Here is a 26,827-nt window from a genome sequence, read left to right as displayed (position 1 = left end):
ACCTTGTGCTTTTCGTACAGCGCCTGGGCCAATTGCAGGGTGGTGCGGGCCGAGAAGCCGAAGCGGCCGTTGGCCTCCCGCTGCAGGGAGGTCAGATCGAATAGCAGGGGAGACAGCTGGGTGGAGGGCTTGGACTCCTCCTCCACCGTACCGGTCTTACCCTCGCACTTGGCCTTGATGGCCTCGGCACGGGCTTTTTCCCACAGCCGGAAGGCAGTGGAATGCTCGGCCAGCGGTGCGCCCTCTTCGGGCTTTTTGAAGTCTTCATCGAACCAGCGGCCTACATAGGCGCCAGCCTGACAGCCGAAGCTGGCCTCCAGCTCCCAGTAGTCGGTGGGCCTGAAAGCGCGGATCTTTTCCTCGCGCTCGACGACCAGCGCCAGGGTGGGGGTCTGCACCCGGCCGACGGTGGTCAGGTGAAAACCACCGGTCTTGGAGTTGAAGGCGGTCATCGCCCGGGTGCCGTTGATGCCAATCAGCCAGTCACTCTCGGCGCGGCATACGGCGGCCTCCCGCAGGCCCTCCACGTCGGCCGCGGCCCGCAGCTGGGAAAAGCCGTCACGGATGGCATTGGCGGTCATGGACTGCAGCCACAGGCGCTGTACCGGCTTGGTGCTGCCGGAGTGCTGCACGATGAAGCTGAAGATCAGTTCCCCTTCGCGGCCCGCGTCACAGGCGTTGATCAGGCCGGTGACATCCTTGCGCTTGATCAGGCGGGTGAGCAGCTTAAGACGATCCTCGGTCTTTTCGATGGGATTGAGCGCAAAGTGAGGCGGGATCACCGGCAGGTGGGCAAAGGACCACTTGCCGCGCTTGACCTCGAACTCGGCCGGCACCGTCAGCTCCAGCAAGTGGCCAACGGCCGACGAGAGGACGTAGTGCTCGGACTCGAAGTAGTCTTTTTCTTTGGTGAAACCACCGAGAGAGCGGGCGATGTCCGCTGCAACCGAAGGTTTTTCCGCGATGATCAGCTGCTTGCTCATGCCTGTGGTGCGCCTTGCGGCGCCTGACTCAGAGGGTGTGGGGGAATCGCCGCGAGTCGGCCCGGGAGCGTGACGCGGAACGCATCTGCGTGCGAATACAGTGAGTGCCGGAAGCGCAGGACGAACATGCGCGACGAATGGACAGCCACCCTTGCAGGTTGTTGGGAAGAGCGGCGCATCATACGGAAGCCGGCGCCGGGCGTGCAAGCCACCAGGGGGCCAAGGCTCCGCCTCAATGCACCGCGAATGGCGCCTGCTCCTCTTCGTCCCCTTCGGATTCGTTGAGCAGTTCGTCGAGAATCAGGCCGTTGATGGGGCGATCCTGCTGCCACAGCACCATCAGCACGATCACTTTCAGGTTCTCCAGCTCGATCTCGGTCTCGCCGAGGGCCAGGGCCCGTTCGACGATCATCTCGCGGCATTCGGAATCCAGGATACCTGCGTTTTCCAGGAACAGCAGGAAGCCCCGGCATTCCATGCCCAGGCGGATCTGTTCATCGTCGGAGTAGATACGCAGGGAGCCCGCGCGGGAGAACTGGGCCGGGCGCTCACCGTCGGAGAGCTGACGCAGGCCGGAAAGCCACTCGAGGGCTTCGGTGATTTCTTCTTCCTCGAAGCCGGCGGCAGTGAGCTTGCGGGCCAGTTGCGCAGGTTCCGGGCACGCATCGGCGTGGACGTAGTTCTCGAAGAGGTACACGAGGATATCGAACATGGCGCGTGGGCCTGAGGCCGGTCATTTTCAGAGACGCTGGAGGCGCCCTCCGGGCAGGCGGGCAACCCGTCCTTCGAGCTCCAGCGATAGCAGAATGGCGTAGAGCGCTTCCGGCGTCAAGCTGGTGCGGTGCACCAGGGTGTCCACATCCACCGGGTCATGGCCCAGGGCAGACAACACCCTGTCGTCACCCGTCACCCCCTCTGCCGGCCCCATGTCACGCATCGGCGCGGCTTCCGGCACACTGAAGCGGAGCTCCTCGAGTATGTCTTCGGCACATTCGACGAGCTTGGCCCCATCGCGGATCAAGCGATGGCATCCTCTTGCCACGGGTGAGTGGATGGAGCCCGGGATGGCAAAAACCTCCCGTCCGCAATCGATGGCCAGCCTGGCCGTGATCAAAGAACCGCTCTTGACCGCCGCCTCCACCACCAGCACGCCCCGAGCCAGACCGGCGATGAGCCGGTTGCGACGAGGAAAGTTGTGGGCCAGCGGCCCGATGCCCAGGGGAAATTCGCTGACGATGGCCCCTTCGGCAGCGATGCGCCGCGCCAGATCGCCATTGCGTGCCGGATAGATGCGGTCGGCCCCAGTGCCGATCACCGCCACGGTGCGGCCGGGGCCGCTCAGGCCGCCCCGGTGGGCAGCCGCGTCGATACCCAGAGCCAAGCCGCTGACAATGCCCAGCCCGGCCCGGGACAGGCAGGCCGAGAAGGCTTCGGCGTTGGCCTCGCCCTGGGGCGTGGCGCTGCGTGCGCCCACGACGGCGATGGCCGTATGCGACAACAGGCCCGTGTCACCTTTTACATAGAGGCATACGGGCGGATCGGGGATTTCCAGCAGGGCGGCCGGATAAGCGGCATCCCCGAGGGTCAGGACGGTATTGCCGGGCTCGTCGGCCCATTGCAGGGCCCTGTCCACGGCTTCACCGGCATCGTGATCGAGCAACAGGCGGGCGGCAGGGCTGCCGACCACCGCCGCAAGGGCACTGTGGCCGGCATCGAAGAGGGCATCCGGCAGCCCGAAGGCTGCCAGCAGCTGACGCTGGCTGGCCGGGCCGAGGCCCGGCGTCAGGGTCAGGCGCAGCCAGGATGCAAGGGGATGGCGCTCCGACAAGTAGAGCCCCGACGCATCAGGGCTTGCGGACGCTGTCGGCCACGGTGGCTGGCCCGTCGCTCTCCATCACCAGCGCATAGGCCAACCGCTCGAAAACCCGGAACACGAAGACCAGACCGTAGCGCTGCTCGGGCAGCTTGTAGCGCTGGGCCGGGCCGACGTTGTCTTCCCGGTAGACCGTTTCTCCCCGGTTGCGGTGCAGGGCCAACACATGACCCACCTCGATCTGGTCGCGCTTGCCCACACTGATGGCCACCACGTTGTGGCGACCGGCACCGCCGACGCCGTTGTAGATCGACACCACACGGCCGCTCACCTCCTGCTCGGGGGCGTGGGGCACGTAGCTGGGCAACTCGGGGCGCCCGGCGGGCAGCAGGCGGTCGCCCTTGCCGATTTCCTGCTTGAAAGACGTGACGATCAGGCTCGCCGGGATGGGCGCGCCCTCGCGAGCCGAATCGGTGGCTCCCCCAGCGGCATCGGGAACGAGCACGCCGGCCCCGGAACTGACCCTGGCCTGACCGAGGTAGGCCGCCTCGAACCCCAGCACCTCACCGGTAACCGGGTCTTTCAGGGGCTTGGCCTTGCGATAGACGTTCCAGTTGGTGATTTCCGGGTCGATGCGGGTGGCGAAGATGGTGTCGCCCGGGCTGGTGAAGACTCGGCCCTCCTGAGTGGCCACGACGATGCCGGCCGCGGCATCCTCGACGTCATTCACCACCAGGGGTTCAGACAGGAAGGGGGCAATGGCCCGCAGCGGAATGCTCTGGATGGCGGTACGTGCCGGCTCGGAGTAGATCTGCGGGAAACGCTTTTCATAGAGCGGGCGGTCCGTCCCGCCAATCCGCTTGCCCAGCTTCAGGGTCGGGCCATTGCGGTCGAGGACGACGATCTGCCCCGGGTAGATCAGGTGCGGATTGCGGATTTCCTCCCGGTTCAGGCGCCACACTTCGGGCCAGCGCCAGGGCTCGCGCAGGAACTTGCCGGAGATGCCCCAGAGAGTGTCACCGGACACCACCACGTGACTGTCGGGGGCGTCGTCGGCCAGCCGGATCGGACCGGCGGCGCCAGCACCGGCCGGAACCAGGGCGGCGACGCCGATGAGGAGGGCGGATATAATGCGGATCATTGGAGTTGCGCTCGCTTTCGGCGGACAGTTGCGCCGCATCGTGGGCAGTCTGTGTTGCGGAGCCTGATGCCCTCTCCGTCAAGACGCAGGCATCGCATATTTCGCTCAAAATTCTGCACGTAAAGTCTTCATCCGGCAATATTTATGGCTCTTCTACCGATTCTCCGCTACCCCGACCCGCGCCTCCACACTCGTGCGGCCCCCGTGCGTGAAGTGACCGACGAAATCCGTCAGCTGATCGCCGACATGGCGGAAACCATGTACGAGGCGCCGGGCATCGGCCTGGCCGCCACCCAGGTGAACGTTCACCAGCGCGTCGTGGTCATCGACACTTCAGAAGACAAATCTGCCCTGCTGGCCCTGATCAACCCCGAGATCATCGCCCGATCGGGCGAGCAGGTCTGTGAGGAAGGGTGTCTGTCGGTGCCCGGCATCTACGACAAGGTCAGCCGTTCCGAGACAGTGCGGGTACGAGCCCTCGACCAGCAGGGCAAGACCTTCGAGCTCGACGCCGAGGGCCTGCTGGCCGTGTGCATCCAGCACGAACTCGACCACCTGGAAGGCAAGGTCTTCGTCGAATACCTGTCCCAGCTCAAACAGACCCGCATCAAGGGCAAACTGGCCAAGAAGGCCCGGATCACCGCCTGATGAAAGTCGCCTTCGCCGGAACCCCCGAGTTCGCCGCCGTTGCCCTCGAAGCCATCCTTGCCGCCGGCTTCGAAGTCCCTCTGGTCCTGACCCAGCCCGACCGCCCGGCCGGGCGTGGCATGCAGCTGCAGCCCAGCCCGGTCAAGCAGGTCGCCCTGGCCGCCGGCATCCCGGTGCACCAGCCCGAAAAGCTGCGCACTGCCGAACAACAGGCGCCCCTGGCCGAAGCCGGTGTCGACGTGCTGGTGGTAGCCGCCTACGGCATCATCCTGCCCCAGGCCGTGCTTGATCTGCCCCGTCTCGGCTGCCTCAACATCCACGGCTCGCTGCTGCCCCGCTGGCGTGGCGCCGCCCCCATCCACCGGGCCATCCAGGCTGGCGACGCGGAAACCGGCATCACCATCATGCAGATGGATGCCGGCCTCGATACCGGGCCGATGCTGCTCAAGCGCGCCGAACCGATCAACGCCGACGACACCACCGGCAGCCTCCACGACCGCCTGGCCTGGCTGGGTGCCGAGATGATCGTCGAGGCCCTCGAAGCCCTGCCAGGCGGCCTCGCCGCCACGCCACAGCCCGCCGACGGGGTCACCTACGCCGCCAAGATCGGCAAGGCCGAAGCCATCGTTGACTGGACCCGGCCGGCCATCGAGCTTGAACGCATGGTCCGCGCCTTCAATCCCTTTCCCGGCGCCATCGCCACCCATGGCGAGACCCCGATCAAGCTGTGGCGGGCCCGGGCCATCGACGCCAGCGGCACACCGGGCGAGGTCCTGCTGGCCGAAGGTGCCGGCGTGATCGTGGCCTGCGGCGAAGGCGCCCTGTGCATCACAGAACTGCAAAAACCCGGCGCCAAACGCCTCTCCGCCGCCGATTTCCTGCGCGGCATGCCGATTGCCGTGGGCAGCCGCTTCGCCTGAGGCGGCGTACAGCCCATTGAATCTTTTGCGATTCGCCCCATCTAAGCCTACGCTTTCCGCTTAACTTCGAAAGGACGGATAAACGCAATGCTCGGCAACTGGCTCAAGACTTCCATCCTCATGGCGGGGATCATCGCTCTCTTCGGGGCGATCGGCGCCATGATCGGTGGTCAGTCGGGAATGCTCCTCGCCCTGGTCTTTGGCGGCGCGATGAATGTCTTCTCCTACTGGTTCTCCGACAAGATGGTCCTGCGCATGTATAACGCGCAGGAGGTGGATGAAACCAGCTCTCCCTACCTGTACAACATGGTGCGTGAGCTGGCCGCGCGTGCCCAGCTGCCGATGCCCAAGGTCTACATCATCCATGAGGACCAGCCCAACGCCTTCGCCACCGGGCGCAACCCCGACAACGCCGCCGTGGCGGCCACCACCGGCATCCTGCAGATGCTCAGTGCGCGCGAGCTGCGCGGCGTGATGGCCCACGAGCTGGCCCATGTGAAGCATCGGGACATCCTGATCTCGACCATCTCTGCCACCATGGCCGGTGCCATCTCGGCCCTCGCCAACTTCGCCATGTTTTTCGGCGGACGAGACGAGAACGGCCGCCCGGGCAACCCCATCGCCTCCATCGCGGTGGCCCTGTTGGCGCCCCTCGCCGCCAGCCTGATCCAGATGGCTATCTCCCGTGCGCGGGAGTTCGAGGCGGACCGCGGCGGTGCCGAGATCGCGGGCGACCCGAACGCCCTGGCTGATGCGCTGATGAAGATTGACGCCTTTGCCCGCGGCATCCCCATGCCCACGGCCGAGGCCCACCCGGAGACTGGTCAGATGATGATCATGAATCCGCTGTCGGGTGGCGGTCTGCGTGGCCTGTTCAGCACCCACCCGGCGACCGAAGAGCGCGTGGCCCGACTGCGTGCCCTGGTAGTGCGACGCTAACCGGCGCCAGCCCCTTTGAATGAAGAACCCGGCTACGGCCGGGTTCTGTGTTTTCAGCGCGCTTCTGTCAGGGGCAAAAACACCCGAAAGCAACTGCCCTCGCCCGGAGCACTGCTCACATCGAGGCGCCCGCCATGCCGCTGCACGATGCGGTAGGCCGACGACAGCCCCAGGCCACGCCCCTGCCCTACCGGGCGGGTGGTGAAGAATGGCTCGAAGATGCGTGCGCGGGTTGCCTCATCCATGCCGCAACCATCGTCCTCCACCTCCACCACCAGGCTCCCGCCCTGGGGATGAGCACGCACGGCAATCGTGCCCGGCCCGCCCCCGAGGGCCTGACCGGCATTGTCGAGCAGGGCCTTGAATGCCTCGCCGAGCAGGGTTGGATTCACCGCCATGGCCGGCACGGCCCCATAGCTGCGCACGACCACCTGATCGGGCTGGCGTTTGGCGGCAGTGGCCCGGATAGCCTCGTCGAGCAGCTGTGCCAGTGACACCGCGCAGGTGTCGGCAGGTCCTGCGCTGGCAAAGTCCTGCAAGGCACGGACAATATCGGAAACCCGGCTCAGCCCCCGGTTGGACTCGGCCACCAGGGTCGGCAAGTCTTCGCGGATGAAATCCAGATCGGTCCCGTCGCGGGCCGCCACCCAGGCATCTGCATTGTGCCCCCCCGCGGCCAGGCGGTCGGCGGTATCCACCAAGGCCAGCAAGCGCTCGGCGTACTCACGCAAAGAACCCAGGTTGGACGCCACATAGCCCAGCGGGGTGTTGATCTCGTGGGCGACACCCGCCGCCAGCTGGCCCACGGCAGCCAGCTTGTCCGCCTCCAGCAGCCGCCCTCGCGTCTCCTGCAAGGAATCCAGGGTCTGGCGCAGGGTGTGGTTGGCCGCGGTGAGTTCGGCCGTCCGTTCCGCCACGCGCTGCTCCAGGCTGGCATTGATCCGTGCGAGTTCGTTGTTGCGCTCGGCCACCAGGCCGAGCAGGTTGCGTACCGCGGCGATCAGCGCCGTATTGCCGGGGTCGCTGCTGTGGCTGGCCGCCGCCTCGAAGGCCGCCTCGGGCGTGCTCCCTGCCTCCACCGCCCGCAGCTGGCGGGCCATGCTCTGGTCGGTATCGAGGATGTGAAAGGTCAGCCAGCTGGTGACAAAACGGTACAGCACGGGCACCGCCCTGGTGGGATCGGCGGTCTTGCGCATCTCTCCAACCTGGGCCACGAACTCGGCATGGCTCTGACGGTGGGCGTGGAGATGCCGGGGGTCCAGGCCCACGCGCTCCATCAGGGCCTCTTCCGTGGTGAAGTGATGGGCGGCATAGCTGCCCAGGCCATCCAGTACGTGGGCCAGCTCCGCCGGCTGGATCTCGTTGCCCGTGGCCGCCCGCTGGGCCAGGGCATTGACCAGGTCCACCAGCTTGTGATGCTGGGCATCGACTTCGCCAAAGCCGGTTTCGAAATAGTCGGCCCAGCGAAACGGAGCAATCCGTGTCGGGCCGTTCATGGTGCCTCTCCCGCACCACGGGCAAGCTGCTGACCAATGGCCTTGAACAGGTCCTTCAGGGCCTGCCCCAGGCTGGCCAGGAGATCGGCCAGCTCTTCCGGCGCCCGTTCAGCCCGGGCAGCCTGGCATACCGCATCGGCCAGGCTGCTTACACGCACCGCCCCCACGTTGCCGGCCGAGCCCTTGAGGGCGTGGGCCAGGCGGGCAATCTCCGGCACATCACCCGCAGCCAGGCTGGCCATCAGGCGCTCGGCGGAATCTCCATGGGCATCGGCAAAGACCCCCAGCAGGCGCAGGTAGGTGGGCCACTTGCCACGCACGACGCGCAGGCCGCGCTCCACGTCGAGATCATTGGCCGTGTTTGGCGGCAAGGTGAGGGGTACGCTTCCGGCGCGCACCGGGACGGCGCCAGGCCGCCATTTCATGAGCATGCTGCACAGCGCCTCAGGTTCCACCGGCTTGGCCAGGAAATCATTCATTCCCGCGGCCATGCAGGCATCCTGGTTTTCGTCGAAGGCGTTCGCGGTCATGGCCACAATGGGCGTCTGAGCGCATCCGGCCAGGCAGCGTATGCGACGTGTCGCCTCCAGCCCATCCATTACCGGCATCTGCATATCCATGAGAATGTAGGAATAGGCATGGAGGCCCGCCAACTCAACCGCCTCCGCGCCATTGGCGGCCCGGTCGATGGACAGCCCCAGGTCATTGAGCATTTCGACCGCCACTTCCTGGTTGAGCAGGTTGTCCTCCACCAGCAAAACACGGCCACCCTGAAGGCTGAGCGCCGCATCCGCCAGGTTCTCGACGGGCAGCCCCGATCCGCTGAGGGGCAGGATCACGCCCGGCCGCTTTGTGAGGCGGGCCGTGAACCAGAAGGTGCTGCCCCGGCCGGGTGTGCTATCCACCCCCGCCTGGCCACCCATCAGGCCGGCCAGGTGGCGGGTCAATGCCAGCCCCAGCCCGGTGCCACCATAGCGGCGGGTAGTAGAGGCATCCGCCTGCTCGAAGGACTGGAACAGGCGAGGTAGCTGGTCGGCGGCGATGCCGATGCCGGTGTCGATCACTTCGAAGCGGACCAGCAGATCGTCGGTGCCATCTTCCAGCACCCGGGCCTGCAGGCTCACGCAACCCTGTTCGGTGAACTTTGCCGCGTTGCTCAGGTAGTTCAGCAGGGCCTGACGCAGGCGGGTCACATCACCCCGCAGTACCGGCGGCAGGCCGTCGGTATCGGAGCGAAACTCCAGGTGCTTGGCGGCCAGACGCTCATGGATCAGGGAATGGGCCTGGTTGAAGAGCACACCCGGGGAGAAGTCTATTGACTCCAGGGTCAGCTTGCCGGCCTCGATCTTGGAAATGTCCAGAATATCGTTGATGATCGACAGCAGATGGCTGCCCGCATTGCGGATCTTGTTGAGGCGATCCTGCTGGTCGGGCTGAAGTGGGCTGCGCTCAAGCAGGCGGGCCAGCCCGAGGATGGCGTTCATCGGAGTCCGGATCTCGTGGCTCATGTTGGCCAGGAAGGCCGTCTTGGCCTGGCTGGCCGACTCGGCCTTCTGTCTCGCCTCGGCCAGCTGGGCGGTGCGCTCGGCCACCAGGTCTTCAAGATGCTGGTGGTAGAGCTCAAGCTGGGCGTCGAGCTTGCGGGTCTCGGTAACGTCAAAGAAGGTCGCCAGCAGGCTGTCCCCCACCAGCGCACCCGACACCATCAGGGTACGCACCTCGTCCGTGCGGCAGGTGATGCGGTACTCGAAGGGCTCCACCGAGCGCTGCCTGGTGCTGGCTTCGTGGAGGGCGGCCCCCCAGGTCGCCTGGGCCCAGCTGCGGTAATCCGGGTCGGGGTAGGCCAGACGCCACCAGGTTTCCATGTCGGGCACATCGCCGAGGGTATAGCCGAGGGTCTCGGTGAAGCTGCGGTTGATGTCGAGCACCACGCCGTTTGCCCCCACCAGGGCCAGGGGCATGGGCGCCACCTCGAAAAGCTGGCGAAAACGGGCCTCGCTGTGGCGCAGGGCCGACTCTTCCCGGTGTCGGGTGATAGCGATGGCGGCCACATCGGTAGCCAGGGCGATCTGCTCCAGGTGGTCCTCCGCCGGCCGCGAGACGACCGAGGGATACAGGGCAAAGGTGCCCAGCACGCTGCCGTCACGGCTGAAGATGGGGGTGGACCAGCAGGCCTTGAGCCCAAAGCTCGCAGCCACATCGGCATACTTCGCCCACAGGGGGTCGCAGGAGATGTCCTCGACGATCACTGGCGCACGCCGCCAGGCCGCCGTTCCGCAAGAGCCCACCCCCTCGCCGATGCAGATCCCGTCGACCCACTGGTTGTAGGCCTCGGGAAGACTGGGCGCCGACCCATGGCGCAGGAGCCCTCCGTCCGGGTCGAGCAGCAGGATCGATGCCCGCACCCCGTTCAACTGGGCCTCGACACCGCGTACCAGCGTCTCCAGGGTATGCGGCAGGCTTGCGCCTGAGGCCACCATTTCAAGCACCTGGCGCTGGGTGGTGAGCGCCATCTCGACACGCCGGCGTGCCGTGACGTCGGTCCACGCGCCCACAATCTCCAGGCCGCCATTTCCCTCCCCACCCGCCGGCCCTTCCTGCTCTAGCCGCAAATCGTCGCGCACCCACACGTAGTCGCCGTCCTTGCGGGCAAAGCGGTACTCATGGGACACCTGTCGGAGCCGGGGTAGATGCCGCGACATATCGCCAACCCGGGCACGGTCGTCCGGGTGGATATGCGCCTCCCACCACCCCGGCACCATGACTTCCGCGGGGCTATAGCCGAAGATGCGCTGGATGTTGTCACCGACCATCACGGGTACGGCCTGCTCATCAACGATGCGGAGGGCGTAAAGAACCGTCGGGCTGGCCTCGATCAGGTGGCGCAGCTTCAGCTCGGCATCGCCCTGCAGGCGCAAGGCTTCGTCCCGGGCGATGCGGTCACGCAGGGCGCGAATGCCGAAGGACAGATCGCCGCTCAGATCCGTCAGCAGGCGGATCTCCTCTTCGTCGAAGGCGTCGGCCTCCTCGGCATAGACCGACAGGGCACCAAAACAGCTGCCGGCATCCAGCAGGGGCAGGGCGCAGGACGAACGATAACCACACTGGATGGCGCGCTCACGCCACGGGGCAAAGCGGGGGTCGGTCTGCAGGTTGCGGCACAGCACCGGGCGCCCTTCGCGGATCGCCGTTCCGGTGGGCCCCTGCCCTGCCGGCGTATCACCCCAGGAAACACCCAGGGCGCGGAAATAGTCCGCCGCCGCGGCGCCCGCCTCGGCCACCGGTCGCACGCTACGCGCCGCGTCATCCTCGGCAAAGCCAATCCACGCCATGCGATACCCGCCGAATTCCACCATCAGGCGGCAGATGTCCTGCAACAGGGCCCGCTCGTCGCTGGCCCGCGCCAAGGCCTGGTTGCATTCACTGACCGTGCGCAAGGCGCGGTTGGCACGGCGCAGGCTGAGCTCGGTGCACTTGCTGTCAGTGATGTCGCTCCAGATCGCCGCAAGATACTGACGCCCGTCCCGCAGGGTGATGCCGCGGGCACGCACCCGCACGTCCCGCACCGCACCGCTGGCGTGGCGATGGCGCGTCTCGATGGACAGGCCAGAGGGACTCAACATCTGCGCGATGCATTGGGCCATCAGCTCGGGGCTCTGCTCACAGTCGATTGCCGCGATCGACAGGTTGGCAAACGCCTCACGGCTGTAGCCGAGGTTACGGTGGGCCGCTTCGTTGAACTCGACAAAACGACCGCTCTGGGCATCCACCAGGGCAATGGAATCCGCCGCCTGCCCAACGATGCTGGCAAAGATCTCCTCCCGCTCACGCAGCGCTTCCTGGGCCCGCCGGATATCGGTGATATCCCGGGCCACCCCAAGAACCCCCACCAGTTGCCCATCTGCGTCATACATCGGGGTCTTGAGGGTTTCCACCCACTCCCGGTGACCGTCATCGGCAAACACCAGCTCCTCCTGGTTGCGCACCGGACGCCCCGCATGAATGGCAGCCAGGTCATTGCGACGGAAGAAGTCCGCCAGATCCCAGGGGACGAAGTCATAGTCACTGCGCCCCACGATGTCCGCCTCGCGGGCACCGAAAAAGCGCTCGAAGCGTGGATTGCAGGCCAGGTAGACGCCGTCCGGGTCCTTCAGCCACACCAGGTCGGGCAGGGCCCGGACCAGGGTTTTGAGGAAATTGCGCTCCTGCTCAAGGCTGCGAACGAGCCCCTCGCCCTCCCCGGCAGGACGCGTGGCAGAGGGCCCCGGCGGCGTAGGGCGAAACGTCCGATCGTCAGGTGGAGATTTCGGCGGAAGGGGCATTCAGAAGCCTTTCGTTACACGGGCGCGCGACAGCAGGCTGCACCAGGGCATGCGCGGATAGAGTTCATACATGATATCGGCCATCCCACGGGCTCACTGTGTCGACACGGCGGCATGCACCGGCAGGACGAGACGGAAAGTGCTGCCTTCACCCACCCGGCTGTTCAGCTCGATACGCCCGCCATGCTTGCGCATGATGCCGTAGCTGATCGACAGGCCGAGCCCCGTCCCCTTGCCCACCGGCTTGGTAGTGAAGAAGGCATCGAAGACACGCTTGCAGTTCTCCGGCGGAATGCCGCAGCCCGTATCGCTGACCTCGATCACCGCCCAATCGCCGTCGAGACGTGTGCGCACCGTGATGCGGCCGCCGCCGGCAATCGCGTGGGCGGCATTGGCCAGCAGGTTCAGGAAGACCTGGTTGAGCTGCGAAGGCTGACACCACACCTCGGGCAATTCACCATACTCCCGCACCACTTCGGCCCGGTGCTTGATCTCGTTGCGCAGGATGTTGATGGTGGAATCGAGGCCCCGATGCAGGTCGGCGTAGGCCCACTGCTCGCCGCCCAGGTGGGAAAAATCCTTCAGGTCGGCCACGATGCGCTGAACCCTCAGGATGCCGTCCTGGGTCTCGGCGAGCAGCGCCGGGATATCGTCGCGCAGATAGTCGAACTCCACCTCGGCCAGCCGGCCACGCAAGGCCTCCAGGGCTGGCACGCCTGGCATACCCGCGGTGGCTGCACGATAGGCGTCCACCAGTTCCATCAGCGTGGCGGCGTAGCCCTGCAGGCTGCCCATGTTCGATTTGACGAAACCCAGCGGGGTGTTGATCTCGTGGGCCACCCCGGCGGCAAGCTGGCCGATGGAGGCCATCTTCTCACTTTGCACAAGCTGCACCTGGGTCTCTTCGAGCTCAACGTTGAGGCGCTGGGTTTCGGCCAGTTGCTTCTGCAGCGCCGCCTCGGCCTCGTGCCGGGCGTGCACATTACGATGGGTACCCACCATGCGCAGCGGCCGGCCATCGGGCGCCCATTCGATGATTTTTCCGCGGGAGGCAATCCAGCGGTAGCCATCATCGGCCGCGCGCATGCGGAACTCGCAACTGTACAAAGGCGCCTCGCCGCAGAAGACCGGATCGAGGGCGCGCATCAGGCGCGGCCAGTCGTCCGGGTGAACAAGGCTACGGAAACTGTCGAAGGTGCGCGGGAAGGCATCCTCGTCGTAGCCGAGCATGCTGTAGAAGCGCGGCCCCTGAAAGACCTCCCCGCCAACCACATCCCAGTCCCACACCGCATCGCCACCCCCTTCAAGGGCGAACTGCCAGCGCGCCTCGGCCAGCTCCAGGCGTGCTTCGGCCCGGGCCCGCGCGGTCACATCGCGGACGATGCCCAGCGCCTGCCAGCGACCAGCCATGCGATAGGCGGTGACCGACACCTCGACTTCAATCACGCTGCCATCCTTGCGCACCGCCGGCAGACGGATGATCGAACCGAAAGTGCGCCCCTGCCCGGTCTGCGGCCAGGTGCCGGGGGCGGCGGCGAACAGCGCCTGCTCCGTCGGTCCGGCCAGGAGGGCGTGCAGGCTGCGGCCTAGCACCTCGCTGGCCTCCCAGCCGAAGATCCGCTCGGCGGCGGGGTTCCATTGCTGGATGCGGCCCCGGTGATCCATCGTGATAATGGCCTCCATGGCCGCACCGGTAACGGCCCGCAGCCGGTTCTCGCTTTCCTTGAGGGCCTGGTGCAGACGGATCCGATCGGTATCGTCATGCAGCAGCAGAATCAATCCATCCTTCTCGTCCCGGTGCAGGTCTGCCGCATAGGTGCGCTCGCCGTCCGGCGCGTCCAGGGTCAGACTGAAGGGACCATCCACCTCCCGGAGCAGCTCGACCAGACGCCTCAGGCGGGGAATGGCATCCAGGGCGGCCGGGCTTGCTGGCAAGTTTTCGTCCATATCGAAGGCCCGGGCGGCCGCACGATTCCAGTCCAGGATGCGGCGATCCGGCCCCAACAGGAAGAGCGGATCGCGGATCAGCGAGGCGGCCTCCCGGGCCTGGAGCCTGTCGCGAATCCGCGGGGGAGAACTGGGCTTGGTCATGGGGTGGACGGGACAAACCGGTGAACAGGCGAGCGTTCCGGCTAGGCTCGATATCAGAAGGCACTACGGCCCTCCATCAGCGAACTTTAGCCACGCACCACGCTGCCGTTATGCCTGAAGTGCCGCCAAGGAGTCCGCCGTGCCCCCCTTCTCCCGTCACCACGAAGTGGTGACTGAAATCGACCCCTCCCAGCTGCAGCCGGGGCTTTTCATCCGGCTGCCATCGGGCTGGATGGGGCATCCCTTCCTGTTCAACCAGTTCCGCATCCATGACCAGACCCAGGTGGAGATCCTGCGTGGGCTCGGTCTGAAGACCATCCAGTATCTGCCCGAGCGCAGTTCAGCCGCCCCCTTGCCACGCAGCAGCACACCGCCCCCCCGGGCACAGGCAGCCACGCCGACCGCCCCCGCACCGCCAACCCCGGAGCAACGGGCCGCCCTGGAGGAAAAACGCCAGCAGGCCGAGCGGGTAGCCCATCAGCGAAAGCTCATCGCCCAGTGCGAAAAACGCTACCAGGGCGCCGCCCAGCAGATCCGCGACGTGATGCGCAACCTCTTCGCCGCCTCCGAGCGCTCGGTGGTGGGCGCCCGTGAACTGGTGGACGGGGTGGTCAGTTCCTTTGCCGACGATGCGGGCATGATCCTGCACTTGATGGGTGACAAGGTGGCCGACGACAACGCCTACTTCCACGCCCTCAACGTGATGATCCTGTCACTGATGCTGGGCCGCTCGGCCGGGCTGTCGCCGGACGAGCTGCGCCTGCTTGGCGAGGGCGCCCTGTTCCACGACATCGGCAAGGTCCGGGTGCCCGATGCCGTACTGCGCAACCCCCAGCGCAACCGCCATGAAGAAGAGTTCTTCCGCCTGCATACGGTATACGGCGCCGAGATGGCCAGGGAGCTGCGGGTGCTGCCACCGGCCGTCATCGAGATCATCCTGAACCACCACGAAACCATGGACGGCAAGGGCTATCCAAACCACCTGAGCGAGGCCTCCCTATCCCGGGCTGCGCGCATCGTGGCCATCACCAACCGCTACGACAACCTGTGCAATCCACTGCAGCACGACAAGGCGGCGACCCCGGCCGAAGCCATGACCCTGATGTTCAAAAGTGAGCACATGCACTGGGACACCGACCTGCTGCAGCGTTTCGTGCGCCTGCTCGGCATCTACCCGCCGGGATCGATGGTGCAGCTCTCAAATGGCAACCTGGGGCTGGTGGTGGCGGTGGATCACACCCGGCTGCTGCGGCCCACGGTAATGATCTTCGACCCCACGGTACCCCGCGCAGAGGCCTTGATCGTCGACCTGGCAAGCGAACCGGACGTGAAGGTGGATGCCGTGGTGCGCCCCGCCGAGGTCGATCCCGCCGCCCTGGAATACCTGGCCCCACGGCGCCGGCTCAGCTACTTCCACGGTCAGCCGGAGTAGGCGTCGCCCGACGCGTCTGTCACTCCCCGCGAAGGGTACCGCGGCTCCACGCCACCAAACCGTCGGCGATGTCGTGCAGGGGCAGCACGGTGTCCACCGCACCGCGCTGGATGGCCTCCTTCGGCATGCCGAAGACCACGCAGGTTTCCTCGGCCTCGGCAAAGGTGGTGGCGCCGGCATCACGCATTTCCTTCAGACCCAGGGCCCCGTCGTCGCCCATGCCGGTCATGATGATGCCCAGGGCGCGGGCACCGGCCGTTCGGGCCACAGAGCGGAACAGCACATCCACCGACGGCTTGTGGCGATTGATGAGGGGCCCGTCCACCACTCCCACGTGGTAGCCGCCCCCATCCCGGGCCAGCTGCAGGTGGCGCCCCCCTGGGGCAATCAGGGCCAGGCCCGGTTCAACCCGATCGCCCGGGCGCGCCTCGCGCACCCGGATACGTGACAGACCATCGAGGCGCCGGGCGAACATGTCGGTGAAGCCGGCCGGCATGTGCTGCACCACGACGATGCCCGGCACCGCCTCGGGCAGATGCGTCAGCACCACCTCCAGGGCCTGGGTGCCGCCGGTGGAGGTGCCGATGGCGACCACCCGGGTCAGGTCGGCATTGACAGTCAGCCGTGGCCCGGCGGGTAGATCGTCGAGGGTCAGCTTGGGACGCGGCAGCGGCGCCCCCACCCGGCGCAGGCGGGCCCCCGCTGCCGCGCGAATCGCCGCCACCAGGCTCTCGCTTTCATCCTGCAGAAACTGCCTGACCCCCACCTTGGGCTTGGCCACCACACTCACCGCCCCCGCCGCCAGCGCATCAAAGCTGGCCTTGGCCCCCCTGTCCACCTGGGACGAGCAGATCACCACCGGCGTCGGACGCTCGGCCATCAGCTTGCGCAGGAAGGTCAGCCCGTCCATGCGCGGCATCTCGATGTCGAGGACGATCACGTCCGGCCATTCCTTGCGCATCTTGTCGATGGCGAAGAGGGGGTCGGAGGCGGTCGCCAGCACACGCATGTCGGTCTGGGCGGCAATGGCCTCGCTGGCCACCTGACGCACGATGGCCGAGTCGTCCACGATCATCACGCGGATGGGCTTGCGGGCGATCAAAGTCCGCCCTCCAGGGGGCGGTGGGCCATCCATACATGGCCGGTCCACAGATCGAAGATCAGCTTGCGGTGCCCCTTTCCACCGCAGTGCGCAACCGTGGGTTGGTAGCCGTGAAGGGCCAGCAGTTCATGGGCGCGCTCCACGTTGCGACTGGCGATGTCCATCACCCGGGGCGCCGCGCCATCGCGGACAAGCATGTTGCCGCCCCCGAAGACCTTCACCTGGTAGTCGGCCGGCCGGCTGGCCACGCGGGCCACGGCCTGGTCGAACAGGGCCAGGGCCTCATCGGCGTAGCGCCCGTCGAGGGGGGCATCCGCCGCCCGGCTGCGCCCGGGCAGCATGTAGTGACACATGCCGCCGATCAGGCGCCGCGGGTGCCACAGGGTTATGGAAATGCACGACCCCAGCAGGGTGGACAGGCGCGTGCGTCCGCCCCCGAAATGAAAGTCGCCCGGCTGCAGGAATACTTCGTGGATGTCGTCAGCCAGCTCGATCATGGCTTTCGGTAGATGGTCGCCCGCACCGGCTCCAGGCCCTGCTGGATGCCGTTGAGGGTCTCCGAGTGACCAATGATGAGGTGCCCGCCCGACTTGAGGCGGGGCAGCAGGTTGGCCACGACCTTGCGCTTGGTGTCCATGTCGAAATAGATCATTACGTTACGCAGGAAGATTACCTCGAAGTCACCTATTCCGGCATCCACCGGCAGGGTCAGGTTCACCTGTTGGAACCGCGTCCGGCGCTTGAGTTCAGGCGTGATGAGGAAGGTACCGCTGTGGGCACGTACCCCCTTCAGACAGTACTTGACCAGATAGGCGGGGGGAATGCCCTCGTTGCGATCCAGCGGGTAGTGCCCTGCCTCCGCTTTGGCCAGCACCTGGGTGCTGATGTCCGAGCCGACCACCTCCCAGGGGGTATTGGGCAGGGTTTCAGCGAGCAGCATGGCCAGGGTGTAGACCTCCTCACCGGTGGAGCAGGCCGCGCTCCACACCCGGAAGGGCGCGGGGTTGCGCCGCGGGCGGATGATCTCGTCACGGAGAAACTCGAAGTGGCGCGGCTCGCGGAAGAAGTAGGTCTCGTTGGTGGTGAGCAGATCCACCATCACCTGCAGCTCCTCCGGGTGCTGGCCGGTGGCGAGCATGCGGTAATACTGGGAGAAGGTGGGAAAGCCGTAGTGCTTGAGGCGCTTGGAGAGGCGCCCGACCAGCAGCACCTTCTTGGCATCGGACAGACTGATGCCGGCGATCTTGTAGATCAGACGCTGGAACAGGGCGAATTCCTGGTCGGTGATGGCGGCACCCGACGGGTGCCCGGCGGCGGGGCCGTTCATGGGCAGGCTCAGAACAGTTCAACGTTGTCGTCAGCCACCTTCGGCTTGACGAGGGTGGCCGCGTAGGCGCGCTCCTCGCGGGCGATCACCTCCGCGGTGGCATGGGAGGTGACGATGCGCTTGCACCAGGCATCCCCATTGGACGGCAGGAACAGCAGCTTGCGCGACCACGGACCGAGAAAGTCGGAGGCCACCACGGGGATGCCCTCCCGCTGCAGCCAGTCGCGGGCAAAGCGGGCATTGCGCTGGCCGATGGCCAGGGACTGCCCGGCGGTCTCGATGATGGTGCCGCCACCAAAGGCCTTGGCCTGGATACGCGGCTTCTTGGCGCCCTGGGCGAGCAGCGCGTTGAGCAGGGCCTCCATGGCGTAGTCACCCGCCAGCAGGGAATCCACCTCGCTGTTGGCGCTGCGCTGCAGGTTGGGCAGCATGAAGTGGTTGAGGCCGCCCAACCGGGCCTGGGCATCGAACAGGCACACCGCCACGCAGGAACCGAGCAGGGTGGACAAGGGCCGCTCCCGCTCCACGGCCCAGGCGCCCGGGGCCACATTGCGCGACAGGCGCTCGATCTCCCGTGCCGGCAGGCTGGCGTAGTCCATGAAAGCCCCGGCTGCGGCGGATCAGCCCTGGGCCGCTGCGCCGGCCAGGCTGTCGGGGATGGAATCGGTGGCCAGCTGCGACAGGGAGGCGATCTCATCCACCGACAGCACCTTGGCCACCTCGAGGATGATCACGAACTTGCCATTCACCTTACCCATGCCGCGGATGAAGTCGGCGCGGATGCGGGCCCCGAAGGACGGCGGCGGTTCGATCTCGGTGGCCGGGATCTCCAGCACTTCCGACACGGCATCGACCACCACGCCCACGTCCTGGCGCTCATCGTTCTCGGACAGCTCGATGATGACGATGCAGGTGCGCCGGGAGATCTCCGAGCGCTTGCCGCCAAAGCGGCTGGCCAGGTCGATCACCGGCACCACCGCGCCGCGCAGGTTGATCACCCCGCGGATGAAGGGCGGCACCATGGGGATTTCGGTGACGGTGCCGTACTCGATGATCTCCTTGATGTTGAGGATGCCGACGGCAAACATCTCGCCGCCGAGCTGGAAGGTGAGGTACTGGGCGGGGCTGGCTTCCACCACCACCGGCGTCTTGGCGCCGCTGGTGGCAGGGTTGCCCGCCGAGGTGGGCAGCGTGGACATGGTCAGGCTCCTTCTCGCCGCTCAGAACTTCTCGAAGTCATTCTCGTTGAACGCAAAGCCAGCCACCCGGGCCCCACTGCGGGGCTTGGCAGGGGCGTTGCGCGAGGTGCTGGCCGCCGCCGGGCGGGCGGCACCGCGGCCCATGTTGCGCTCGTCGATGGTGAAGAACAGCATCAGCTGCTGCAGCTGTTCGGCCTGGCCGCCCAGCTCCTCGGCGGTGGCCGCCAGCTCTTCGGAGGCCGAAGCGTTCTGCTGGGTGGCCTGGTTGAGCTGGTTCATGGCGTTGTTGATCTGGGCCACGCCGGACGACTGCTCCTGGGAGGCCGAGGCGATCTCCTGGACCAGGTCGGAAGTCTTGCGGATGGACGGCACGATCTCGTCCAGCAGGTGCCCGGCGCGCTCCGCCAGGCCAACGGAATCGCCGGCCAGGCCGCCGATCTCCTGCGCGGCCACCTGGCTGCGCTCGGCCAGCTTGCGCACTTCTGCCGCCACCACCGCGAAGCCCTTGCCGTGTTCGCCGGCGCGGGCCGCCTCGATGGCCGCATTGAGGGCCAGCAGGTTGGTCTGGTAGGCGATGTCGTCGATGATGCCGATCTTCTGGGCGATCTTCTTCATCGCGTCGACGGTGTTCTTCACCGCATCGCCGCCCTCGGTAGCTTCCACGGCAGCCTTGGAGGCCATGCTGTCGGTGACCTTGGCGTTCTCGGCGTTCTGGTTGATGGAGGCTGACATCTGCTCCACCGACGCGGAGGACTCCTCCACGCTGGCAGCCTGCTCGGACGAGGACTGGGACAGGCTCTGAGCGGTGGCAGACACCTGGCCGGAGGCGTTGGTCAGGGCATCGGCCGCGGTGCGCACCTGAGTGATGGTGTCGGAGAGCTTGGCCACGGTGTTGTTCACCGCTTCCTTGAGGGCCTTGAAGTCGCCCTGGTAGTCATTGGTGATGTTCTGGGTCAGGTCGCCCTGCTCGATGGCCGTCATGATGCGGCGCACTTCGTTGATCGGCCCGACGATGGCGTCCAGGGTGCCATTCACGCCATCCACGATCTTGCGGAAGTCGCCCTGGTGCTGGCTCGCGTCGGCGCGGGTCTCGAGACGCCCGGCGATGGCCGCCGCGGACAGCAGCTTGGCATCGGCCACCAGCTTGTCCACCGCATCGATACAGGTATTGAGGTTGTTCTTGATGAGGTTGAAGTCACCGTTGTAGCTGTCGGTGATCTTCGCCGGGATGTCGCCCTTGGAGATGCGATCCACGTAGTTGGCCGCCACATTGAGGGGCGTGATCACCGAGTCGAGCGTGCTGTTCACGCCCTCGACGATCTTGCGGAAGTCGCCCTGGTGCTTGCTTGCATCGGCGCGGGTGGCCAGGCGGCCTTCCACCGCGGCCTTGGTCAGCATCCCCGCGTCGGCAACCAGCTTGTCCACCGCGTCGATACAGGTATTGAGGTTGTTCTTGATGAGGTTGAAATCGCCGTTGTAGCTGTCGGTGATCTTCGCCGGGATGTCGCCCTTGGAGATGCGATCCACGTAGTTGGCCGCCATGTTGAGGGGCGTGATCACCGAGTCGAGCGTGCTGTTCACGCCCTCGACGATCTTGCGGAAGTCACCCTGGTGCTTGCTCGCATCGGCGCGGGTAGCCAGGCGGCCTTCCACCGCTGCTGTCACCAGCAGGGAGGCATCGGCCGACATGGACTGAACGGCATGCTGCACGGCCTCGACGGCCTGCACCACTTGCCCGACTTCATCCTTCGCGTCGCTCTTGAGGCTGAAGTTGAAATCGCCCACCGCCATCTTCTTGGCCGCATCCACCACCTGATTGATCGGGCGGGTGATGCTGCGGGTCAACCACAGGGCAAACACGGCCGCCAGCACGAAGGCCACCGACGCCAGGGTGATCACCAGGCTGCGGGAGGAGTCGGCCAGCTCGACGGCGTGGACGCCGGCCTTCCTGGCGCCATCCACCTGGAAGGCGGCGAGATCATTGAGGGCAGCCACATAGGCGCCGGCGACCTCGGTGTATTCCCCGAACAGCAGCTGGGTGGCCTTTTCCTGATTGTGCTGGGGTGAGGAAGTGTCGGCCAGGGCAAGCATCCTGTCGGTCATGGCCCCGTACTTGGTTCGGGCATCCGTCGCCTTGGTGAGCAGGGCCTTGCCCTTCTCGGTCAGGATCAGCGGCGCGATCTGCTGGTAGAGCTCGGAGTTGCGCGCCCGGGCCTTGGTAATGGCCTCGTGCTGCTGCTTTTCGATGGCCTTGTCGGAGGTCATGATCATGTTGCGCAAACCCCGGCCGACCAGCTGAACGTTGAGGGACAGCTCATCGGCCATGATGATCTTGGGGATCCGCCCTTCCGCCAGCTCGTTGATCCCGGCGTTGAGTTCGTTGATGCGGGTGATGGACAGGATCGAGATCGCCGCCAGCATCAGCAGGACGAAAGCGAAGCCGAGGCCGAGGCGCACACCGATCTTCAGATTATTAAACATGCTTGGTCTCCGGGTAATGCAAAAAGTCAGGCGCTACGTTGCTCGGGGCGGGCCAGCAGACGCTGCTCGGCCTGCCCGGAAATCTTGATCAGGGCGGAAACGTCGAGGATCAGGGCAACCTCGCCGCTGCCCAGGATGGTCGATCCGCCGATGCCCTGCAGGTGGCGGAAGATCGCCCCGAGGGGCTTGATCACCGCCTGCAGCTCACCGGCCAGGCGATCCACCACGATGCCGGCGCGCTGGCCGGCGTACTGCACCACCACCACGCTCTCCCGGGTCGGGCGCTCGCCGGGCAGCTTGAAGCTTTCCCGCAGGCACACGGCCGGCAGCACCTGACCGCGCAGGTTGAAGTAGTTGCGGTCGTGCTCGGTGACGGGGCGTTCGATGCACTCCACCACCGCATCGAGGGGGATCACATAGGAACGATTGGCCGACACCACCAGGAAGCCGTCGATGATGGCCAGCGTGAGGGGCAGGCGCAGGGTCAGGCGGGTGCCCTGGCCCGGGTGGCTGTCCACATTGATGGTGCCGCGCAGGGCCTGCAGATTGCGTCGCACCACGTCCATGCCCACACCGCGGCCGGACAGGTTGGTCACCTGCTCGGCGGTGGACAGGCCGGGGGCAAAGATAAGGTCGTAGACCTCCCGGTCGGACAGATGCACGTCCGGGTCCACCAGGCCGCGTTCGATGGCCTTGGCGAGGATGCGCTCGCGGTTGAGGCCGGCGCCGTCATCAGCCACCTCGATGACAATGTTGCCGGCATCGTGGTAGGCGTTGAGGGAGAGGGTGCCACGCGGGCTCTTGCCGGCGGCCTCACGCACGGCGGGCGATTCGATGCCGTGATCCAGGGAGTTGCGCACCAGGTGCATCAGGGGGTCGCCGATCTTCTCGACGATGGATTTGTCGAGTTCGGTCTCGCCACCGGAGATCACCAGCTCCACGTCCTTGCCCAGGTCCTTGCAGGCGTCGCGCACCAGGCGCTGGAACCGGTTGAAGGTCTCGCCGATCTGCACCGTGCGCAGTTGCAGGGAGGCATCGCGGATCTCCTCCACCAGGCGTGTCAGCAGGGATGAAGACTCGATCAGCTCGCCGTCGCGCCGGGTGTGGGCCAGCAGGCTGGTGGCGGCACCGGCAATCACCAGCTCGCCCACCAGGTTGATCAGGTGGTCGAGCTTGTCCGCCGGCACGCGGATGAGCTTGGCGTCGTGGGCCTTCTTCTCGCTGACCTGGGTCTGCTTGGCCACGGCCGCGGCCACCAGCTCCGGCTGCACCACCTGGCGAGCCACCAGGATCTCGCCAATGGGCGTGCCTTCGGGGGCGCTGCCGGCAGAGGCGGGGGCGGCCTGGGCGCGCAGGCCCTCGGCCAGCTCGTCGGCGGTGAGGGCACCGACCTGAACCAGGATCTCGCCCAGGCGCAGGCTGTCCTCGGGCAGGCTGTCGATCAGCTCCAGGTAGTCGCCCACCTTGCTGTCGGGCGGCAGGATGGCCAGCCGGCATTCGTCACGCACGAAGGCGAAGACGTCCTCGATGGCCTGCTTGTCGGCGGCCGACTCGAGGGCGATCTCGAAGCCCAGGTAGCACAGCTCCGGGTCCATCGCCGCGGCGGCGGGCATGCCGTCGGCCAGGGTCTCGATGTGGCGGATGTTGCCCACCGTTTCGAGAAAGCGCAGGAAGTTCTCCGGGTCCATGCCCTGACGCAGCACGTCGGCGCCAAAGCGCACCGAGATGTGCCAGCAGTTGTGGCCCGCATGCCGCCCGGGCATGCGCTGCACCCCCGGGTCGACCACCTTCGGGCTGGCGGCAACCTGCCCACCGGGCCCAAACTCGCCCAGCCGGGCCAGCAGTTGGGCGGTCCGGGCCTGGATCTCTTCGGTGGCCAGGTCGGCCACACCGGCCTCGTCGGCCACCAGCAGCCGCAGCTGGTCGGTACAGGCCAGCATCAGGGCGGCCAGCTCGGTGCTCACCGCGATCTCGTGATTGCGCAGGCGGTCGAGCACGTTCTCGACCACGTGGGCAAAGGATTCCACCGCCGCGCACTCGACCATCCCGGCCGCGCCCTTGATGGTGTGGGCCGCACGGAAGATGCCGTTGAGCGTGGTCTCGTCTTCGGGGCGGGCCTCCAGCTCGAGCAGCAGCGCCTCCAGGGCATCGAGCTGTTCGTTGCTTTCCTGCAGGAAGACTTGCTTGAGTTCGTCCATGGTGGGGTTGCCGCTATTGGGCCGCTACGACCAGGGGGTCGCCGAACCAGGCGGCCAGGTTGTAGAACTCGATCAGGGATTGCACGGCCGGGCTGTGGGCCACGATGGCCAAAGTCTTGCCGGCAGCGCTGGCCTCGCGCTTGGCCAGCATCAGCAGCTGGCAGCCGGCAGAGTCAATGCGCTCCACCTGGGCCAGATCCAGCTCAATGCGCTCGCCGGCGGCGATCACCTCCAGCAGGTCGGGCTTGATCTCGGCCACCCGGTAGATCGTGAAATCTTCGGTGAAGGCGCGTCGGATCACACTCATCATCTTCTCCACGCTGCGCGTCAGAACAACTCGACCGGGGGGCCGCTGTCGCCCGACCGGGCGGAACCCGACGGCACGGAACGACCACTGCGACGCGCGTGTTCATCGCGCTCCCGGTCCATCACATAGCTCTCGAACAGGCGGTCGAGTTGTTCGGTCATGGCCGGGATGTCGCCCGCCGCCACCGTGCCGGAGAGGCAGGCCGACAGCTTGAGCACATGGGCATCGAGGCGCTCCAGGGCTTCGATCACATGCCCGATCTGCTGCCGGGTGACGTCCTGGAACTGCACGCTGGCCATGGTCTCCATGAACATGTCAGCAAGCCGGCCGCTGGACTCGCGGAACACGCCGAGAATCCGGCTCTCGTGCGCAAGCAGCTGAGCGTAGCTCTGGCTCACCTCGTCGAACTGGTCGGCCACGGTGCGCAGGGCGCTCTCCTCGGCATTGGAGATCGACTGGTCGAGCTGGGCCTGGAACTTGGATTCGATGGTATTCACCACCCGGGCGATGCCTTCGTTGATCTTCAGCACGGCCTGGTCGGTCTGGCCGGCGAGCTTGCGCACCTCATCAGCCACCACAGCAAACCCGCGCCCGGCCTCACCGGCCCGCGCCGCCTCGATGGCTGCATTGAGCGCCAGCAGGTTGGTCTGGCCGGAGATCTCACGCACCAGGTTGACGAACTGGGCCAGGGACCGGGCCTCGGCCAGGGCCGACATCACGTGCTCCTGCTCTTCGCCCACGTTCGCGAGGCGGCTGTGAATGTAGCTCTGCAGGGATTCAAGGGTCTTCTGATTGCGGGCCGCGCGGGAGTTGGCCTCCTCGACGATCTGGCTGGACTCCTGGGAAAAGGCCTGGACTACACCGTCCAGATCGCGCACCACTTCGTCCACCGCCTGCAGGCGCTGCACCATGCCCAGGGCCGCCGCTTCGGTCTGCTCGGTGACGGCGTTCAGCTGACCGGCCAGGATGCTGTTGAGATGGGGCACCTGATCCAGGGACTGCCCCACTTCGGCCGCCACCCCATGCTGCCGCGCCACCTCGTCGCGGGCGTGCTGCAAGGCCTGCTCGGCGCCGTAGCTGGGATCCCGGTAGCGGACAATCGACAGCAGGTGGTGAACCACAAAACTGATGATCACCGCAAAGGCGGCTCCGATAGCGTCGCCCATCGAGTGGCTGAGCCCGAAGCCATCAAGGAGGATCGCGTGGTACAGGGGGTTGGCAAAATACACGACGCCAAACACCCCCGCTGCCGTCACACAGGACAGCAGCACCCTCCGCCGCAGGGACTTGTTCTGGATGGACATGGACGCGCGCTCAGCGCAGAACCAGCATGATGGTGTTGAGCAGGGTGTCGGCGGTGGCCGGCTTGACGATCCAGCCGGAGGCGCCCGCGGCCTTCGCCTCGGCCCGCTTGCTCTGCTGGGATTCAGTGGTGAGGAAGAGGATGGGCATGAAGCGCAGCTCGGGCCGCTGACGTACCACCTTGATGAACTCGATACCGTTCATGCCCGGCATGTTGAGGTCGGTGATGAGCAGGTCGGGCTTGGTCCCGGAGGCCAGCTTCTTCTGGCCATCCTCGGCGCTGCTGGCGGTGACCACCTGGAAGCCCGCCTTGGCGAGAATCCCCGAAATGGACAGCAACACGGTGGCCGAATCGTCCACCAGCATGATTGTCTTCACGTCCCTAACTCCCCCGCGCGGCAGCAAGCCCATGCGGGCTCTGCATCCATGGTTGGTTGATTGGTTGACGATGGCTGCAGCCTTTGGCGATCCTTTGCGCCGTGTCGGGGGCAGCCTTTTTGCTGCAAGGCTCAACGGACACCGGGCGGCAAACTTGAGGTAGGAGAGGTGAAGTTTGTTCAATGCGGCAATAGGCTCACCTAATTCGGCGTCCACGCACATGCACCCCTTCCTGCCGGGCAGCACTGCCCCGGCAGCCGGTCTGCCGCAGCGCAGCCTGAACCGACCTCGGACGAACCGGCCGCGCCCTCATCAGGGCGCCCCAAAAAGACGATAAGCCGTTGTAAATCCGCCGTTTTTCCCAATCCAGAAGGCGCGCGGCGCTGTATTTTTGCAGCGCAAGGTCGTATCATTCGGCTCCCCCGATTCACCTTCCCCGGTTTTCCCATGCTCCATCCCACCCGATTCGACGTGATCGTTGTCGGCGGCGGCCATGCCGGCACCGAAGCCGCGCTGGCAGCGGCGCGGGCCGGGTGCGCCACCCTGCTGCTCACCCACAACATCGAAACCCTCGGCCAGATGAGCTGCAACCCGTCCATCGGCGGGATCGGCAAGGGGCATCTGGTAAAGGAAGTGGACGCCCTCGGTGGCGCCATGGCCGCGGCCACCGACGAAGGCGGCATCCAGTTCCGCATCCTCAACGCCAGCAAAGGCCCGGCCGTGCGCGCCACCCGCGCCCAGGCCGACC

Annotated in this window: 21 protein-coding genes and 1 pseudogene; 5 read left to right on the top strand and 17 right to left on the bottom strand. The window is 66.3% G+C overall.

Features of this window, described 5'->3' with window-relative positions:
* From ACIQ09_RS13775 to ACIQ09_RS13760, 4 genes are all read right to left on the bottom strand, one after another.
* A partial coding sequence (locus ACIQ09_RS13775) for a DNA topoisomerase (protein ID WP_398310768.1) occupies window positions 1-983 on the bottom strand: 983 nt, incomplete at its 3' end.
* Between the two features lie 232 nt (window positions 984-1,215).
* The gene (locus tag ACIQ09_RS13770; protein ID WP_398310765.1) at window positions 1,216-1,695 is read right to left on the bottom strand and encodes a DUF494 family protein; all 480 of its coding nucleotides are present in this window, start codon (window positions 1,693-1,695) and stop codon (window positions 1,216-1,218) included.
* 27 nt (window positions 1,696-1,722) lie between these two features.
* Window positions 1,723-2,811 (bottom strand): DNA-processing protein DprA, encoded by a 1,089-nt coding sequence (gene dprA, locus ACIQ09_RS13765; RefSeq protein ID WP_398310762.1) that lies wholly within the window; start codon window positions 2,809-2,811, stop codon window positions 1,723-1,725.
* A gap of 16 nt (window positions 2,812-2,827) precedes the next feature.
* A complete protein-coding gene (locus ACIQ09_RS13760; protein WP_398310759.1) occupies window positions 2,828-3,937 on the bottom strand; it encodes a LysM peptidoglycan-binding domain-containing protein in 1,110 nt (369 codons plus the stop codon).
* 144 nt (window positions 3,938-4,081) lie between these two features.
* Here ACIQ09_RS13760 and def point away from each other — a divergent pair, with 144 nt between their 5' ends.
* The 3 genes from def to htpX all read left to right on the top strand — a co-directional run bounded on the left by def (window position 4,082) and on the right by htpX (window position 6,444).
* Window positions 4,082-4,585 carry a peptide deformylase gene (gene def, locus ACIQ09_RS13755; protein WP_398310756.1) on the top strand — a complete coding sequence of 168 codons (504 nt, stop codon included), beginning with the start codon at window positions 4,082-4,084 and terminating at the stop codon, window positions 4,583-4,585.
* Complete coding sequence (gene fmt, locus ACIQ09_RS13750; RefSeq protein WP_398310753.1) at window positions 4,585-5,505, top strand: methionyl-tRNA formyltransferase; 921 nt, start codon at window positions 4,585-4,587, stop codon at window positions 5,503-5,505. The genes def and fmt overlap by 1 nt, the downstream gene beginning before the upstream one ends.
* An 87-nt stretch (window positions 5,506-5,592) precedes the next feature.
* Window positions 5,593-6,444: a zinc metalloprotease HtpX gene (gene htpX / locus ACIQ09_RS13745; RefSeq protein ID WP_398310750.1), complete on the top strand. Its 852-nt coding sequence runs from the start codon at window positions 5,593-5,595 to the stop codon at window positions 6,442-6,444.
* A 53-nt stretch (window positions 6,445-6,497) separates the two neighbouring features.
* On the opposite strand, the gene ACIQ09_RS13740 is transcribed toward htpX, so the two are convergent.
* From ACIQ09_RS13740 to ACIQ09_RS13730, 3 genes are all read right to left on the bottom strand, one after another.
* A complete protein-coding gene (locus ACIQ09_RS13740) occupies window positions 6,498-7,940 on the bottom strand; it encodes a bacteriohemerythrin (RefSeq protein WP_398310747.1) in 1,443 nt (480 codons plus the stop codon).
* A complete protein-coding gene (locus ACIQ09_RS13735; RefSeq protein ID WP_398310744.1) occupies window positions 7,937-12,262 on the bottom strand; it encodes a PAS domain S-box protein in 4,326 nt (1,441 codons plus the stop codon). The genes ACIQ09_RS13740 and ACIQ09_RS13735 overlap by 4 nt, the downstream gene beginning before the upstream one ends.
* Before the next feature lie 93 nt (window positions 12,263-12,355).
* The gene (locus ACIQ09_RS13730) at window positions 12,356-14,353 is read right to left on the bottom strand and encodes a PAS domain S-box protein (protein ID WP_398310741.1); all 1,998 of its coding nucleotides are present in this window, start codon (window positions 14,351-14,353) and stop codon (window positions 12,356-12,358) included.
* 139 nt (window positions 14,354-14,492) lie between these two features.
* Here ACIQ09_RS13730 and ACIQ09_RS13725 point away from each other — a divergent pair, with 139 nt between their 5' ends.
* A complete protein-coding gene (locus ACIQ09_RS13725; protein ID WP_398310738.1) occupies window positions 14,493-15,785 on the top strand; it encodes an HD-GYP domain-containing protein in 1,293 nt (430 codons plus the stop codon).
* A 19-nt stretch (window positions 15,786-15,804) separates the two neighbouring features.
* On the opposite strand, the gene ACIQ09_RS13720 is transcribed toward ACIQ09_RS13725, so the two are convergent.
* From ACIQ09_RS13720 to ACIQ09_RS13675, 10 genes and pseudogenes are all read right to left on the bottom strand, one after another.
* The gene (locus tag ACIQ09_RS13720) at window positions 15,805-16,887 is read right to left on the bottom strand and encodes a chemotaxis response regulator protein-glutamate methylesterase (RefSeq protein WP_398310735.1); all 1,083 of its coding nucleotides are present in this window, start codon (window positions 16,885-16,887) and stop codon (window positions 15,805-15,807) included.
* Window positions 16,884-17,384, bottom strand: a complete 501-nt coding sequence (locus ACIQ09_RS13715; protein WP_398310732.1) for a chemotaxis protein CheD — start codon at window positions 17,382-17,384, stop codon at window positions 16,884-16,886. Before ACIQ09_RS13715 ends, ACIQ09_RS13720 begins: the two co-directional genes overlap by 4 nt.
* Window positions 17,381-18,214, bottom strand: a complete 834-nt coding sequence (locus ACIQ09_RS13710) for a CheR family methyltransferase (protein ID WP_398310729.1) — start codon at window positions 18,212-18,214, stop codon at window positions 17,381-17,383. Before ACIQ09_RS13710 ends, ACIQ09_RS13715 begins: the two co-directional genes overlap by 4 nt.
* Before the next feature lie 8 nt (window positions 18,215-18,222).
* A complete protein-coding gene (locus tag ACIQ09_RS13705) occupies window positions 18,223-18,813 on the bottom strand; it encodes a chemotaxis protein CheD (RefSeq protein WP_398310726.1) in 591 nt (196 codons plus the stop codon).
* Window positions 18,814-18,834: 21 nt separating this feature from the next.
* Window positions 18,835-19,413, bottom strand: a complete 579-nt coding sequence (locus ACIQ09_RS13700; protein WP_398310723.1) for a chemotaxis protein CheW — start codon at window positions 19,411-19,413, stop codon at window positions 18,835-18,837.
* 21 nt (window positions 19,414-19,434) lie between these two features.
* Window positions 19,435-21,894: a methyl-accepting chemotaxis protein gene (locus ACIQ09_RS13695; RefSeq protein WP_398310720.1), complete on the bottom strand. Its 2,460-nt coding sequence runs from the start codon at window positions 21,892-21,894 to the stop codon at window positions 19,435-19,437.
* Window positions 21,895-21,920: 26 nt separating this feature from the next.
* The gene (locus ACIQ09_RS13690; RefSeq protein WP_398310717.1) at window positions 21,921-24,092 is read right to left on the bottom strand and encodes a chemotaxis protein CheW; all 2,172 of its coding nucleotides are present in this window, start codon (window positions 24,090-24,092) and stop codon (window positions 21,921-21,923) included.
* A 13-nt stretch (window positions 24,093-24,105) separates the two neighbouring features.
* Window positions 24,106-24,399, bottom strand: a complete 294-nt coding sequence (locus ACIQ09_RS13685) for a lipid asymmetry maintenance protein MlaB (protein ID WP_398310714.1) — start codon at window positions 24,397-24,399, stop codon at window positions 24,106-24,108.
* Window positions 24,400-24,419: 20 nt separating this feature from the next.
* Window positions 24,420-25,163 (bottom strand): annotated as a pseudogene (locus ACIQ09_RS13680) (methyl-accepting chemotaxis protein); the annotation flags it as partial.
* 550 nt (window positions 25,164-25,713) lie between these two features.
* Window positions 25,714-26,079 (bottom strand): response regulator, encoded by a 366-nt coding sequence (locus ACIQ09_RS13675; protein WP_398310711.1) that lies wholly within the window; start codon window positions 26,077-26,079, stop codon window positions 25,714-25,716.
* A 447-nt stretch (window positions 26,080-26,526) separates the two neighbouring features.
* On the opposite strand from ACIQ09_RS13675, the gene ACIQ09_RS13670 reads away from it, so the two are divergent.
* Window positions 26,527-26,827, top strand: a 301-nt coding sequence (locus tag ACIQ09_RS13670) for an FAD-dependent oxidoreductase (RefSeq protein WP_398310708.1), incomplete at its 3' end; no start/stop codon positions are given.

The organism is Zoogloea sp. (genome assembly GCF_044344315.1).
Classification (GTDB): domain Bacteria; phylum Pseudomonadota; class Gammaproteobacteria; order Burkholderiales; family Rhodocyclaceae; genus Zoogloea.
The sequence above is the reverse complement of the archived record's forward strand: the minus strand, read 5'-3'. Positions and strand labels throughout refer to the sequence as shown.

What these genes read in the sequence shown, in the direction of transcription:
- ACIQ09_RS13695 (WP_398310720.1), bottom strand. Translation starts at nt 21,894, where the DNA reads ATGTTTAATAATCTGAAGATCGGTGTGCGCCTCGGCCTCGGCTTCGCT.
- fmt (WP_398310753.1), top strand. Translation starts at nt 4,585, where the DNA reads ATGAAAGTCGCCTTCGCCGGAACCCCCGAGTTCGCCGCCGTTGCCCTC.
- ACIQ09_RS13760 (WP_398310759.1), bottom strand. Translation starts at nt 3,937, where the DNA reads ATGATCCGCATTATATCCGCCCTCCTCATCGGCGTCGCCGCCCTGGTT.
- ACIQ09_RS13710 (WP_398310729.1), bottom strand. Translation starts at nt 18,214, where the DNA reads ATGAACGGCCCCGCCGCCGGGCACCCGTCGGGTGCCGCCATCACCGAC.
- ACIQ09_RS13770 (WP_398310765.1), bottom strand. Translation starts at nt 1,695, where the DNA reads ATGTTCGATATCCTCGTGTACCTCTTCGAGAACTACGTCCACGCCGAT.
- ACIQ09_RS13740 (WP_398310747.1), bottom strand. Translation starts at nt 7,940, where the DNA reads ATGAACGGCCCGACACGGATTGCTCCGTTTCGCTGGGCCGACTATTTC.
- def (WP_398310756.1), top strand. Translation starts at nt 4,082, where the DNA reads ATGGCTCTTCTACCGATTCTCCGCTACCCCGACCCGCGCCTCCACACT.
- ACIQ09_RS13705 (WP_398310726.1), bottom strand. Translation starts at nt 18,813, where the DNA reads ATGGACTACGCCAGCCTGCCGGCACGGGAGATCGAGCGCCTGTCGCGC.
- ACIQ09_RS13690 (WP_398310717.1), bottom strand. Translation starts at nt 24,092, where the DNA reads ATGGACGAACTCAAGCAAGTCTTCCTGCAGGAAAGCAACGAACAGCTC.
- ACIQ09_RS13735 (WP_398310744.1), bottom strand. Translation starts at nt 12,262, where the DNA reads ATGCCCCTTCCGCCGAAATCTCCACCTGACGATCGGACGTTTCGCCCT.
- ACIQ09_RS13730 (WP_398310741.1), bottom strand. Translation starts at nt 14,353, where the DNA reads ATGACCAAGCCCAGTTCTCCCCCGCGGATTCGCGACAGGCTCCAGGCC.
- htpX (WP_398310750.1), top strand. Translation starts at nt 5,593, where the DNA reads ATGCTCGGCAACTGGCTCAAGACTTCCATCCTCATGGCGGGGATCATC.
- ACIQ09_RS13700 (WP_398310723.1), bottom strand. Translation starts at nt 19,413, where the DNA reads ATGTCCACGCTGCCCACCTCGGCGGGCAACCCTGCCACCAGCGGCGCC.
- ACIQ09_RS13685 (WP_398310714.1), bottom strand. Translation starts at nt 24,399, where the DNA reads ATGAGTGTGATCCGACGCGCCTTCACCGAAGATTTCACGATCTACCGG.
- ACIQ09_RS13715 (WP_398310732.1), bottom strand. Translation starts at nt 17,384, where the DNA reads ATGATCGAGCTGGCTGACGACATCCACGAAGTATTCCTGCAGCCGGGC.